Genomic DNA, 14398 nt, shown 5'->3' with positions numbered 1-14398 from the left:
GTGTAAAATGGGTGTTGCGGAATTAATGTATCAGCATAGTTTACATCTTTCAGAAGAAGAGGCCAAACAAGCTTTGGCTTTTGTCCAGTTTTTAGAACAACGATCGCTAGCAACACAACAAGATAATTCAGTTGCTCGCCCTTGGAAAGTTGGATTAATCGGCATAACGCCAGATGAATTTCATCAGGAAATTAAAAACAGTTTTTTAAATCCACTTATGCTAACTGTTAAAGAGTTTTTCATCTTTTTATTTATTACCTATAAAACATCGAGATCTATTTGATCGTTTATTGATATGGCAATGTATTCCACAAAAAGATTTATGGTTTTTATCAGTAGACCAAGCAATAGAATCTTATATACCGGGCGGTTTGAAACTTTTAAAACCCTAAATATTTCATTAAATTTTTACTTCCGATGCTTTATAGGACAATTACTGTTCTTTTTTTATATATAGCACATATTCACTATAATAATTTAATTTTAAATCATAGGTTTGTGCCAGTGTCTCAATACTTTGTTTTGGATTTTTTAAGGAGAATACTCCCGATACTTTAATGTTTTTTGCGGTGTTCTCTATAAAATATTGACCTTTTTGATAACGATAAATTTCTGCCAATACTTGATCTAAGGATTGATTTTCAACCACCAGTAAATGTTGTGTCCAGTAGGGTTGTATTTGTTGTAACTTTTCAACGCCTTGAATATCGTTTCGATCAAATTGTGCCATTTCTCCTTGTTGAAGAATGGTCTTATTGACTTGTTTAGTAGGTTGAATTGCAACGGCATGTTGGTAAACATCGACCAGAGTATTGGTATTTTTGTCATCCTGTCGTACATTAAACTGAGTGCCCAGTGCCTGAATTGTTCCGTTTATGGTATGCACAATAAAGGGACGATAGGATTGAGCAGGTTGAGGTGCAGTTTGAATATAAATTTCGCCTTCTACCAATTCTAGTTTACGCGTATGTTGATCAAACTCAAGATTGACATGGCTATTGCTGGCCAGTGTAAGTGTAGATCCATCTTCTAGGGTAATGGATCTAATTTCACCAGTTTTACTGGAAAGGTCAGCCTGCCAGAGTTGCCATGGTAAATATTGATAGGCCAACCATGCGGTCACGACAGGGGATAATATCCAGATAAATTTTTTGACCATAGATTGCTGTAATGATGCTTTGGACTGTAAGAGTTGTTTCGCATCTAAATGATCAGGCAATGCTGCAAAATTTTGATTAAAACGCATTGCTCGCTCAATCGCAAGCTGGTGGTCAGGATGTTGTTGCTGCCATTGTTGAAAGTCCAACTGTTGTTGCTCAGTCATTTCTCCAGAATGGAGTAGTACCAGCCAGTCGGCAGCTTTTTCAAGGATATCGGGATCAATCGATTGTTTTGTTGTCATTGAGCGTGATTAGTCATATGGGTCTATTTGCATACATGCCAAAAATGCTTGTTTCATATCGCGTTTTACTGTGGTTTCAGAAATATTGAGTTGTTCAGCAATTTGCACGTAGTTTAAACCATCGAGTTGGGCGAGTAAAAAGGTTTGCGCAACACGGGCTGGCAGTTGTTCCAAAATACAATGTACCTGATAAATACTTTCTCGAATACAGGCTTCATGCTCGGCCGAGGGGTGATAATCTTCTGGAATATAACGTAAAGCATCTAAATATAAGCGCTCAATATGTTGTTTGCGCCAGTGATCAATGACGATATGCTTGGCAATCCCAAGTAACCAGGCTTTGGGTTCTTTGATGTCTTGTTGGTATTCACTTTTTAAAATTCGATAAAACACTTCATGACTTAAATCTTCAGCTTGTTGCTGATGATTCAGTTTACTGTTAAACCATCTGAGCAAAGTACTATGATGTGACTGATAAATTTGAGAAAACCAGATATGTTTTTGTTGCATATCCATCATCCATGCCTCTTGGTTGCCTGTTTAAACAAGTAAAGTATCAATAATGATTATCATTGCTGTATACTGTATTGAATTATACAATACTTTACAATTCTTTATGAGCTTTTTTTGAATCTCATTCGTCTATGTAAATAGTAACAGAAAGAATGTTATTAAATTCCACCGGGCAGATGATGAAGTTTTGGCTATGAAATTCAGATTATCACAATTCAGTGAATTGCAGATTTATCGCTATAAAGTATTGGCACGATGTTTATTGGCAATTTTTGCAGGCTTTGCAATCGCCAATTTGACCGTTCCGATGATTGCATTGCTATTTTCAGGGCAATTGGCGCTGGCAACTTATACTGGCTTGTTAGTGAGTTTTGTGGTTTGGCTACTGTATATCGTGTATGTATTTAGTGCTAAACATTTATTGTGTATTGCTTCTATTACATTACTTGTTTTGAGCATACAAATACTGATTGTCGTACTTTTAAAAACTTGGGGGACAACATGAAAGAGGGTTTCCGCCAAAGCATGGCATGGTTGCATACATGGACAGGACTTGTGGTTGGCTGGGTTTTGTTTTTTGTATTTTTAACCGGTACGGCAGGTTATATTCAGATCGAACTAACACGCTGGATGCAACCGGAACGTCCATTACAAGGACAGGCCATACCATCTGTTGATGATCAATTTGCAAAGGCATATCACTGGCTACAAAAAAATCCGGATACTCAGCAGGCGGAACGTTGGGGTATTGATTTTATTTCCGATCAACGTGGGCGAGATCAGCTCAATGTTAATTGGTCAATGCCGCCAGCAAAAGGTGAAAACTATGGGAAATATCAGCGTGAAAATCTAAATCCTGTGACGGGTGAAAAAGTTGAAGAACAAGCAAAACCGCGTGAAACTGGGGGCGGTCGCGCTTTATATGATATGCACTATGCATTGCATTATATCCCTTATGATTGGGCAATCAGAATCGTGGGTATTTGTACCATGTTTATGTTTGTTGCCATCATCACTGGCATTATTACCCATAAAAAAATCTTTAAAGATTTCTTTACTTTCCGTGGTGCAAAAGGCCAGAGATCATGGTTAGATGGACATAATGTGTTAAGTGTAATTGCATTGCCATTTCATATTATGATTACTTATAGTGGATTGATCTTTTTCATTAATGCTTATATGCCACTCGGTGTCCCATTGGTCTATGGTTTTGGTGATGACAATCAAAAACGTTACTATGCCGAGTTATATCCTCAATATTATTCTACCGATGCAGATGCCAAAAGTCTGGTTATGAAAGATGTAGCACCCAACTGGCAACAGGTTCAGGTGATTTATAATCAGGCAAAACAGGAATGGGGGCAGACCGGTATTGGCAGTGTGAATTTTTATCCAGCCAAAGGCGATTCTCCGGCCAAAGTAGAGTTTTATAAATCAGATTATGATTTTATTGGCCGTAGTCGTGGAAAATCACTGCAATTTGATCTGGCGAGCGGGCAGCAAATTGGCGATAAGGATAGCACAGCAGAAAAAGGTGCATTGAAATTCGGTAATGTATTACTCGGTTTACATGTGGGTTGGTTCGCAACCCCATTTTTGCGCTGGATGTATGTCATTACAGGTTTGGTCGGTACAGCGATGATTGCCACAGGGCTGGTGCTATGGACCGTTAAACGTCGTCCAAAACAGATTAAAAACGGTAAAATGTCATTTGGTCATGCCTTGGTTGAACGTTTAAATATTGCTTTAATTGCCGGCTTGCCTTTGGGGATAGCTATTTATTTCTGGGCCAATCGTTTATTACCGGTGACAATGGAAAATCGTGCTGCATGGGAAATGCATAGCTTATTTCTATGTATTTTATTTGCACTGATTTATGCGATTGTTCGGGCGATTCCAAAAGCATGGTTTGAATTGCTACTGTTGACCACACTGGCTTATTTGTTACTACCCATTGTCAATAGTCTAACGACTGATCGTGGTATGTGGGTGACATGGCAACATCAAGACTGGACCTTATTCAGTATTGATCTGGGGTTTATTTTACTGGGCCTATTGTTTGTTTGGATCAGTTATGCGGTTTGGCGCAAGCGCAATGCCATATTAAAAGCACCAGTCAAAAAAGCACGTGAACCTAGAAAACCTACCACGGCTGTTGTAGAAAAGACAATTGCTGATGATGGGGATAAATCATGATGATATATATGATTAATCTCCTGAGCACAGTGGCCTGTATTTATATTGGCATGATGAGCCTGAATCTTTCCATGGAAAAAGTCTTTAAAGAAATATTTGGGCAAAAAATTACTTCGACTCAAATTTATGCACTGCGTATATTGGGCTGGTTATTCTTAATTTTGGCCATGATCGGTAGTATTGCTGCATGGGGAATGGCAATTGGGATTGCAGCATGGTTTGGGATCGCGACATTTACATTGGGACTGCTGATTTATATTTATGCTTATCAGCCTAAATGGGCATGGTATAGCACAATTGCTGTATTGGCACTCGTTATTGGCTTACAAATTTTCCGTTTATTCTGATTTTAGAGATCACCATGTCTGAACAAAACATTCAAACCAACAATGAAACACAAGCTCGACCGAGAAATAAATGGTGGATGCTATTCTTATTTCTGATTTTTTTAGTACTTTGTGCTGGGCTGATCTGGAAATTTGTTTTGCTGCCTAATCAGAAAAAAGAAAAAGAGTTTAGTCAATGGTCACAGCCAGTACCTGTTCGTATCGCACCTTTATCACGAGGGGATTTACAACTTGAGTTGAAAGCGGTGGGGACAGCCATTCCAACACAAGCAGTGACGGTACAAAGTCGTGTTTCAGGGGTATTGCAGGCACTCTATTTTAAGGATGGTGATGCGGTACAAAAAGGGCAACTTCTGGCACAAATCGATCCAATACCGTTACAGGTGGCACTGGATCAGGCACTGGGTAATCAGCAGCAACATCTCGCCGAGCTACAACATGCGCAGGCCGAATTGTTGCGGAATCAGACCATGCTGAAACAGGATGCGATTTCCAGACAAGAAGTGGATCAGCAACAATCTCTGGTCAGCCAACTTAAAGGGCAATCGAAAGCTTATCAGGCACAAGTAGATTCTGCCCGTTTACAATTGTCTTATAGCAAGATTTATGCACCGATTTCCGGTCAAGTTGGTTTTAGACAAAAAGATATTGGCAACTTAATACAGGCCAATGATGAAACTGGTTTGGTCACCATTACCCAGACCACACCGATTTATGTGGAATTTGCGCTGGCTGAAAACTATCTGGATTTAATTCGTTACAGTGTACAACGTCAACAGAAATTACAGGTTGAAGCATGGGATCGTCAGGAACAAAAACAACTGGCACAGGGCACATTATTTGCGCTGGATAATCAAATCGATGCCAGTACCGGCACTTTAAAACTTAAAGCAATCTTTCCCAATCAGAATAAACAACTTTTTGCCAATCAGTTTGTCAATGTACGGATTCAGGCACAAACCATTGCCAATGCGGTGACTGTCCCGAGTGACGCAATTCAGCATGGTGCAAAAGGTACTTATGTTTATATTGTTGATAAAGACAAAGAGGATGGCAAAGATAAGGCATATATCAGAATGCTACAACTGGGCATGACAACAGGCAGTAAAACACAGGTTTTATCCGGGCTAAGTGGCAATGAGAAAGTGGTGTTAGAGGGCATAGACCGACTTTCTGAAGATCGGGAAGTCAGGATTTTAAATGAGCAAGCTGAACAAGCCAGACAAAATACTCCTCCTGTAACATCTGCATCGCAGAGGTAGTCAGGCTGATGAATATTTCCAGAATTTTTATTCTCCGGCCGATTGCCACCACATTGTGTATGCTGGCATTGTTATTTAGCGGTTTATTATTGTGGCGGCTTTTGCCAGTTTCTGCATTACCGCAGGTAGATTATCCGATTATTCAGGTCTTTACCTTCCAATCAGGTGCCAATCCCGATACGGTACAACGTACTATTACGGCGCCGCTTGAAAAAGAAATGGGAAAAATTGCAGGATTGAAACAAATGTCCTCGACCAGTTCTTTGGGCGCTTCGGTATTAACTTTACAGTTTGATCTGGCATCTGAACTTGGCGTGGTTGAACAGGAAGTACAGGCAGCATTAAATACCGCAAGCAGTAATCTGCCTGATGATTTACCCACTCCACCGATTTATCGTAAGGTCAATCCTGCCGATGTACCAGTGATTACTTTGTCGGTGACATCACCAACATTGCCACTGTCTACTGTATATGACATGGTCGATACCCGTGTTGCACAGAAATTGTCGCAATTATCCGGTGTGGGCATGGTTAGTCTTGCCGGTGGACAACGACCGGCAATTCGGGTACAGGTCAATCCCAATGCTTTGACTGCATTGAAACTGACCGCAGATGATGTGCGTCAGGCCATTGTGGCCGCCAATGTTAATCAACCCAAAGGCAGCTTTGATGGTGAGTTTCGGACTACCATGCTAGATGCCAATGATCAGATTCGTTCTATTGCTGATTATCAGAATCTAATTGTGGCATGGCGAGATGGTGCTGCGATACGACTTCAAGATGTGGCAAAAATCAGTGAAGCCAGTGAAGATCGTTATATGGCAGCATGGGCCAATGCACAAAATGCGATTTTGATTAATGTACAGCGTCAACCCAATGCCAATGTGATTGAGGTTGCCGATCAGATTAAAAGTATTTTGCCTGAACTGGCCAAAACCTTACCGGAAAATGTTCAGATCAATATTTTGACCGACCGTACCGAAAGTATTCGCAGTTCAATCAAGCATGTACAAAAAGAACTGGTGTTTGCAGTTAGCTTGGTGGTGTTGGTTACTTTCCTGTTTTTACGCAATTTATCAGCGACTTTGATTCCGAGTATTGCGGTACCTTTATCTATTATTGGTACCTTTGTCGCTATGTATTTCCTGGGTTTTTCGGTAAATAATCTGACCTTGATGGCACTGACCATTGCCACCGGATTTGTGGTTGATGATGCCATTGTGATGCTGGAAAATATTGCACGGCATTACGAGGGGCATAATGGCAAAGCAGGTGAAACACGTTTAAATGCAGCATTAAAAGGTGCCAAGGAAATTGGCTTTACCCTGATTTCCCTAACCATTTCCCTGATTGCAGTCCTTATTCCCTTGTTGTTTATGGGTGATGTGGTGGGACGTTTATTCCATGAGTTTGCGATTACACTGGCGGTGGCGATTGCGATTTCTTTATTGGTGTCATTAACTTTAACTCCAATGATGTGTGCTTATATTTTAAAAAAGCCACGTGAACCACAAGGAACAAGCCCGGCAAAAAATAAATTCCTGGATAAAACCATCGAACGTTATGCTCAGGCATTAACATGGGTATTAAAACATCAGCCGCTAACATTAATGGTGATGCTGTCAACGGTGATTCTGGCAGGCGCACTATACTGGTGGATTCCCAAAGGATTTTTCCCGATACAGGACAGTGGTGTGATTCAGGTGGTGACACAGGCACCGGATTCGATTTCTTTTCAGGCCATGAGTGATCGCCAGCAGGCTTTGGCGGCACAGATCTTAAAAGATCGTGATGTGGCAAGTTTGTCCTCATTTATCGGCGTGGATGCCAATAATCCCAAGCTCAGTAATGGACGTATTCTGATTAACCTCAAAGTACATGGCGAGCGTGATAATGTTCATCAAATCATTGATCGGCTAAGACAGGATCTGGCTCAGGTACAGGGAATCAAGGCATGGATGCAACCGGTACAGGAGTTGAGTATTGAGGACAAAATTAGCCGCACACAATATCAGGTGAGTTTGTCGGCGCCCGATATTGATACCTTGCAACAATGGCAGAATAAAGTGGTTGAAGGCTTGCGTATGCAACCTGAGTTTGCCGATGTCACCAGTGATACTGCCGGACAGGGTTTACAGGCTTATATTGAGGTTAATCGTGATGCTGCGGCACGTTTGGGCGTAAATCTTCAGGACATCAGCGAAGCATTACAAAGCGCTTATGCCCAGCGGCAGATTGCCACACTATATACCCAGTCCAATCAATATCGGATTGTATTGGAAGTCGATTCACAATACGCCACAGGTATCGAAAGTCTGGCACAAACCTATATCAAGAATGATCAGGATCAACCGATTCTGTTATCTGCCATTGCCAACATTGAACAAAAAACTGCGCCAACGATTATCCAGCAACAGGGACAATTCCCAGCAACCACCATTTCATTTAATGTGAAAGATGGTGTGGCTTTGGGTAAGGCTATCGACGCCATCGAGCGAGTTCAACAACAACTAAATTTACCGCCTGAAGTTGCACTGGATTTACAAGGTGCAGCGGCAGCATTTGAAACCTCACTGGATCATACTTTCTGGCTGGTAGTGGCTGCGATTGTGACCATGTATATTGTGCTGGGCATGTTGTATGAAAGCTTTATTCATCCGGTCACAATTCTTTCCACTTTGCCATCTGCTGCAATTGGGGCACTTTTGGCTTTATTTTTGATGAATCAGCCACTCGATATGATTGCATTGATCGGGATTATCCTGTTGATTGGTTTGGTTAAAAAGAACGGCATCATGATGGTGGATTTTGCGTTGGCAGCACAGCGTGAACAGGGCTTACCTGCCGAACAGGCGATTTATCAGGCGGCATTGTTACGTTTTAGACCGATTCTCATGACCACCATGGCGGCATTGGTCGGGGCAATTCCATTGATGCTGGCATCGGGTTCAGGCGCAGAGTTACGTCAGCCGCTTGGTCTGGTGATGGTCGGAGGATTGATTGTCAGTCAATTTCTAACTTTATTTACCACGCCGGTGGTGTACTTATTCTTTGATCGTTTTTCCAGTCAATCTAAACAGCAGGACGGGCAGGAGGTGGGGCCTTGAATATCAGTGCCATCTTTATTCATCGTCCTGTTGCCAGTTTTTTATTGGCGACCGCCATTATTTTACTGGGCGTATTGGCCTATTTTAAAATGCCTGTTTCTTCTTTGCCACAAGCGGACATTCCAACCATTGTAGTACGGGCAAATTTGCCCGGCGCCAGTCCGGAAAGTATGGCGGCAACTGTGGCAACGCCGCTAGAACGTGCCATGATCGGGGTGTCAGGCGTAAAAGCAATTGACTCCTCCAGTAATCAGGGTGCAACACAGGTCATTTTACATTTCGCCCTGGATACCGACATTAATGAAGCCGCACGTGAAGTTCAGGCTGCGATTAATACCGCTATTCCACAGTTACCCTCGGGTATGCCCAGCCCGCCACAATATTATAAGGTCAACCCCAGTCAGCAGCCGATATTTTATCTGGCATTTAGTTCGGATAATCTTTCTCCAAGTACTTTATATGAAATTGCGACCAGTAAAATCCTACCACATCTGGCACAAATACAGGGTGTGGGCGAAGTTGAAATTAATGGGGCCTCCATGCCTGCGGTGCGGGTGGTGGTTAATCCTAAAGCTTTAATTAACCAAGGCGTTTCACTGGAAAAAATCCGTCTGGCAATTGCCAATAGTAACCGTATTCAGCCGGTCGGGATTTTAGAACATGATGCGCTGCGCTGGCAGGTACAATTGGCTGCAAATTCGCTCAATGCAGCGCAGTTTGCCAATATCATTGTGCATCGTAATGGCAATCAACTGGTGCGATTGAAGGATGTTGCAGAGGTCTCAGATTCGGTAGAAAACCGCTATGTCAGTGGTTTTCATAATGGCAAACCTGCGGTGATCATGATGATCAGTCGTCAGCCAAATGCCAACACGGTGGCGACCATCGACCATATCAAAGAAAAACTACCTTTTTTACAGGCTTTGATTCCGGCAGACAGTAAACTGAACATTGTGATGGACAGTTCTGAGGTCATTCGTAGTGGCTTAAACGAAGCACGCGATACTTTACTTTTTTCGATTGTGCTGGTTGTGCTGATTATTTGTTTGCTTTTGGGACGTTTACGTAGTGCCATCATGCCAACAGTCGCCATGATTGTGACCTTAATCGGAGTATTTAGTGCAATTTATCTGGCTGGATTTTCACTCAATAATCTTTCCATTATGGCGTTGATTGTTGCGATTGGGCTGGTGATTGACGATGCCATTGTGGTATTGGAAAATATCGAACGTCATATAGAAGCAGGTTTAAATCCGCTGCAAGCCACTTTAAAAGGCACACAGGAAGTGGGTCTGACCCTGCTTGCAATGAATCTGACCTTGATTGTGATTTTCGTTGCAATTTTATTTACTGGCGGTGTGATTGAGCGGCTATTTAGAGAATTTTCTTTAACGCTGGTTTTTACCATTATTTTATCGGTGATTGTTGCATTAACACTGATTCCAAGTTTATCGGTCAAAATATTTAAACCGCTTCATGCCGAGAAACCTTCAAAACTGTATCAGTTTAGTCAACGTTTGGTTCAGCAATTATTGCATATTTATCATCTATCCCTTAGTTGGTCATTAAAGCATGGCTATGTCATTATCGTGTTGTGGCTGGGGGCGATTGGGACTTCTTATTATTTATATACCTCTTTACCGCAAATTATGATCCCCGAACAGGATACTGGGCGATTATCGGCATTTATCCGTGGTGATGATGGTTTCTCCTATCAAATTATGCAACCCAAAATCAAAGCATTTTCTGAACATGCATTGGCCGATCCAGCCGTAGAAAATGTGATTGGGACTTCTGGGACCATGGGAACCACCAATGCCGGTTTGCTGATTAACCTTAAACCTAAAAATGAACGTGCAGGCCTGTCGTCGAAGCAGGTATCAGAACGTTTAAAACGGGAAGCACCATGGCAATCGGGTGCGGTCTTTTCTGCTCAGGTCGATCAGGACTTACAACTGGATAATCCTTTTTCCAGCAATAATGCCAATGAATATATGCTGTTGTTACAGGCAGATAACGTATCGGATTTGCGCAAGTGGGCGCCGATTGTTGCAGCAGAAATGGAAAAATTACCAGAGCTGGAAGAGGTGGAAACCATTGGTGATGAAGGGGCACAGCATGTCACACTGGATATTGATCGGGAAGCAGCCAAGCGTCTAGGCATAGAAATGCAGGATATTGCTAGCGTGTTAAATAATTCATTTTCACAGCGTCAGGTCAGTACCATTTTTCAGGAGCAGAATCAGTTTCATGTGGTGATGGAGGTGGATAAACGCTTTACCGAACATCCGGAATCTTTGGCGCAGGTGCAAGTGGTCAATCAACAGGGGCAACATGTGCCGCTCACCAATTTTGCGACATGGCAGTATGGAATTGCCAATGACCGTGTCCATCGCCGTAATCAATACGCTGCTTTGGGGATCGGCTATGTGGTGAATAGCGGCTATAGCTATGAACAGGCAGATCAGGCGATTCGTGGGGTATTGGCTCAGGTTATGCTGCCTCAGGATATTTTTGTGATGACTGATCGTGATGTAGAAGAAGAAAATCTACAATCCGGACTTTCCATGCCATGGATTGTATTTACCGTTGTGGTACTGATGTATATTGTACTGGGGATTAGTTATGAAAATCTTGCTCATCCTTTAACCATTTTATCTACTATTCCGGCAGTTGCTGTTGGCGCATTGATGACTTTATGGCTGATTGGAATGCCATTTAGTCTAATTGCCATGCTTGGCATGTTTTTATTAATCGGTATTGTGGTGAAAAACGCTATTTTACTGATTGATTTTGCCTTAAAACAGCAAAAATTGGGCGCTACACCCTTTGACGCAATCATGACTGCTGCACAATTACGTTTTCGTCCGATTCTGATGACCAATTTTGCTGCATTGATTGGTGCAATTCCTTTGGCAATGGGTATCGGTGAAGGCTCAGAAATCCGTCAACCCTTAGGTATTGCCATTGTCGGTGGACTGGCTTTGGGGCAATTTTTGACTTTATTTACCACGCCTGTGATTTTTCTCTACATTGAGTTACTGTCCAGATGGATCAAAAGTAAAGTGAAGAAACTTATACCTATGAAGTCTGTGTAATGAATAGTTTTCAACCTTCATTTATGAAAATAAAAAAGGATTATTGTCGGGGGGAAGAGGGAACCTTCCCTTTGAAAGATTCAATCAATTGACCAATGGAAATATTTACGCAGACGAATTTTATTAATTGATAATCATATTCATTACGTTTAGAATACTTTGATAAACATCAACTGCTTTTTATTATGTATCAGAATATTGCCATACAAAAGTATATTGCCGAGCTTTATCAGGAGCATCGTCGCTGGCTATATGTATGGCTGTATCAAAAACTTGGATCGGCAGAACGTGCAGAGGATGTGCTACAGGATACCTTTACCAAGTTATTAAGCCAAAAAAATATTTTACAATTGGAACAACCCAAAGCATTTTTAACCACAGTGGCCAAGCGTGTTCTGATTGACCATTCACGTCATGCTAAAATTGAACAGGCATATTTAGCGCATCTCGAACAGCAACAGTTCTGTCATGACATTTCCCCCGAAAAAATTCTGATTGCGATCCAGTTACTGGAACAACTGGCCATGTTGTTGGAAAGATTACCAGAACGCACACAAAAAATTTTTATCTGGCATTTTTTAGATGGTGAAAAATTAAATTGTATTGCGGAAAAATTAGACGTTCATCCCAAAACAGTTCATAATGAATTGGTAAAAGCTTTAATGCATTTCCAGCGTCGTATGCCTGATTTGAATGATGAAATTTAATTTTGATGAAATCACAACAAGAATTGATTGCTGAACAAGCTGCAGAATGGGTGGTCAAGTTAAGTACAGAGCAATGTAGCGCAGATGATCTGCAAGCATTGGCACAATGGAAACAACAAAGTCCGCAACATTTACAGGCATTTGAACAATTAGAAAAACTGATTCAAGGTGTACAGTCTTTACAGCAGCATAATATTGATAGCCAGCATCCGATTATGCAGGATAAAGTGCTGGGTAAAAAAAGAAAATTACCACCACATTTTTCTGCATTTGTCATGGTGTTATTATTTGCTGGACTACTTTATGCTTTACCCTGGCAGTTTTGGACTGCCGATGTTAAAAATCCGGTACAAGCATGGCAACAACAGGTGTTGGAAGATTCAACCACCATTCAAGCCTCGGGTAAAACAATTTATAATATTCAATATTCAGGACAGCAAAGAACCATTGCGTTATTGCAGGGCAATATTTTGGTGGATGTGGCCAAAGATGCGCATCGACCTTTTGTGGTGAAGACAGGACAAGGTGAAATTCAGGCATTGGGGACACGGTTTATCGTACAACATCATGATGACCTAACCATTGTCAGTATGCTGGAATCAAAAACCAAAGTTGATATGGGTAAAGAAAATCCAAGTATTGTCTTAAAAACCGGGCAAACCCTGTCTCTAGATCATGGGGTGGTTAAAGTAGATGAAAATTCACCACAAGCCTTATTGCAAGCTTGGAAGAGTAAAAAATTGGTGGTTAATAATATGCCACTGGATCAAATTCTACAGATTCTGGCAAGTTATCAGACCAGTTATTATATGTATTCAAAAGAAAATTTGCAGCATTTCAGGGTTACAGCGGTATTACCACTTGATCAACCTGAAGTGGCCTTGCAGTTATTAAGTGAGCATGTTGGACTGGATATTTCAAATTATTCGCAATATGTGACCAGTATAAAGAAAAACTGATGAGGGATTGTGTCAAAAAACATGTATATATTTAAAGATCAATAGGTGCTAAAGGTTATTCGATATTGTTTTCAATGGCGTCTTCAGCTTGTTTCAATAACCATTCTTTGACATCGCTATTATCAACACGATGATAAATATCTTCCACACTTACGCTTAAATTGACAGATTCAAAAGTAACATTTTCACCTAAGAAATAATGTTCTGATTGCCATCCGGTACGACGACGGATGACTTCTACATCAACAAAATCCTGTTCGATTAAAATATATTCCTGCAATTGTGCAATGTTCAGATAGCTTTCAAGTTTGATTTTTCGATCAATCTGCCGTGTTGATTTGGATAAGACTTCAATAATTAAAATCGGATTTTGGCTAAAATAACTATCGCCTGACAAATTGTCACAATCGACCAAAACATCAGGATAGAAGTATTTACTGCCAATTTTAACCTTCATATCCGAAGTATAAGGCTGACCAGGTGCATGCTTTAAATGTACACTTAAAGCACTAAAAAGATTCCCTGCGATACGATTGTGATTGGCACTTGCTCCAGACATTGCATAGACATAGCCATCAATATATTCATGTTTAATATCTGAAATTTTCTCATCATTTAAATATTCATCTTCACTAATGATGGGATTAATTTTTTTTGCGATGACCATATGATGATCTCAAATGCTTGTTATTTGTCTATTAATTTAACATAAATGATTTTCTGTTGAGCACCGCTTATGTAAAAAAGCATTCTATTCGGGTTTGAATGATAATAATCATTGAGCATGAAAACAAAAGGGTCATTTTA

General features: G+C 41.0%; 12 protein-coding genes. 9 read left to right on the top strand and 3 right to left on the bottom strand.

What is annotated here, in order from left to right:
- Nucleotides 1-7: 7 nt before the first annotated feature.
- The gene (locus tag CRO21_RS11005) at nucleotides 8-283 is read left to right on the top strand and encodes a hypothetical protein (protein WP_097079360.1); all 276 of its coding nucleotides are present in this window, start codon (nucleotides 8-10) and stop codon (nucleotides 281-283) included.
- 150 nt (nucleotides 284-433) lie between these two features.
- Here CRO21_RS11005 and CRO21_RS11000 read toward each other — a convergent pair whose 3' ends face one another.
- Entirely contained in the window at nucleotides 434-1402 is a 969-nt protein-coding gene (locus CRO21_RS11000) for a FecR family protein (protein WP_097079359.1), read from the bottom strand.
- A gap of 9 nt (nucleotides 1403-1411) precedes the next feature.
- A complete protein-coding gene (locus tag CRO21_RS10995; protein ID WP_097079523.1) occupies nucleotides 1412-1918 on the bottom strand; it encodes a sigma-70 family RNA polymerase sigma factor in 507 nt (168 codons plus the stop codon).
- Between the two features lie 190 nt (nucleotides 1919-2108).
- Here CRO21_RS10995 and CRO21_RS10990 point away from each other — a divergent pair, with 190 nt between their 5' ends.
- From CRO21_RS10990 to CRO21_RS10955, 8 genes are all read left to right on the top strand, one after another.
- Entirely contained in the window at nucleotides 2109-2420 is a 312-nt protein-coding gene (locus CRO21_RS10990) for a hypothetical protein (RefSeq protein ID WP_097079358.1), read from the top strand.
- Complete coding sequence (locus tag CRO21_RS10985; RefSeq protein ID WP_097079357.1) at nucleotides 2417-4111, top strand: PepSY-associated TM helix domain-containing protein; 1695 nt, start codon at nucleotides 2417-2419, stop codon at nucleotides 4109-4111. Before CRO21_RS10990 ends, CRO21_RS10985 begins: the two co-directional genes overlap by 4 nt.
- 8 nt (nucleotides 4112-4119) lie before the next feature.
- On the top strand, nucleotides 4120-4458 hold the full coding sequence (locus tag CRO21_RS10980) for a DUF3325 domain-containing protein (RefSeq protein WP_171294038.1): 339 nt from the start codon (nucleotides 4120-4122) through the stop codon (nucleotides 4456-4458).
- 14 nt (nucleotides 4459-4472) lie between these two features.
- Nucleotides 4473-5720, top strand: a complete 1248-nt coding sequence (locus tag CRO21_RS10975) for an efflux RND transporter periplasmic adaptor subunit (RefSeq protein WP_228150420.1) — start codon at nucleotides 4473-4475, stop codon at nucleotides 5718-5720.
- 8 nt (nucleotides 5721-5728) lie between these two features.
- A complete protein-coding gene (locus CRO21_RS10970; protein ID WP_097079355.1) occupies nucleotides 5729-8827 on the top strand; it encodes a multidrug efflux RND transporter permease subunit in 3099 nt (1032 codons plus the stop codon).
- Nucleotides 8824-11925 (top strand): efflux RND transporter permease subunit, encoded by a 3102-nt coding sequence (locus CRO21_RS10965; RefSeq protein WP_097079354.1) that lies wholly within the window; start codon nucleotides 8824-8826, stop codon nucleotides 11923-11925. Before CRO21_RS10970 ends, CRO21_RS10965 begins: the two co-directional genes overlap by 4 nt.
- Nucleotides 11926-12110: 185 nt before the next feature.
- The gene (locus CRO21_RS10960) at nucleotides 12111-12632 is read left to right on the top strand and encodes an RNA polymerase sigma factor (protein ID WP_097079353.1); all 522 of its coding nucleotides are present in this window, start codon (nucleotides 12111-12113) and stop codon (nucleotides 12630-12632) included.
- A gap of 5 nt (nucleotides 12633-12637) precedes the next feature.
- A complete protein-coding gene (locus CRO21_RS10955; protein WP_097079352.1) occupies nucleotides 12638-13591 on the top strand; it encodes a FecR family protein in 954 nt (317 codons plus the stop codon).
- 55 nt (nucleotides 13592-13646) lie between these two features.
- Here CRO21_RS10955 and CRO21_RS10950 read toward each other — a convergent pair whose 3' ends face one another.
- Nucleotides 13647-14258 carry a Uma2 family endonuclease gene (locus CRO21_RS10950; RefSeq protein ID WP_097079351.1) on the bottom strand — a complete coding sequence of 204 codons (612 nt, stop codon included), beginning with the start codon at nucleotides 14256-14258 and terminating at the stop codon, nucleotides 13647-13649.
- Between the last annotated feature and the right edge of the window lie 140 nt (nucleotides 14259-14398).

It is taken from the genome of Acinetobacter puyangensis (assembly GCF_900096995.1).
In the GTDB taxonomy this organism is placed as follows: domain Bacteria; phylum Pseudomonadota; class Gammaproteobacteria; order Pseudomonadales; family Moraxellaceae; genus Acinetobacter; species Acinetobacter puyangensis.
The sequence above is the reverse complement of the archived record's forward strand: the minus strand, read 5'-3'. Positions and strand labels throughout refer to the sequence as shown.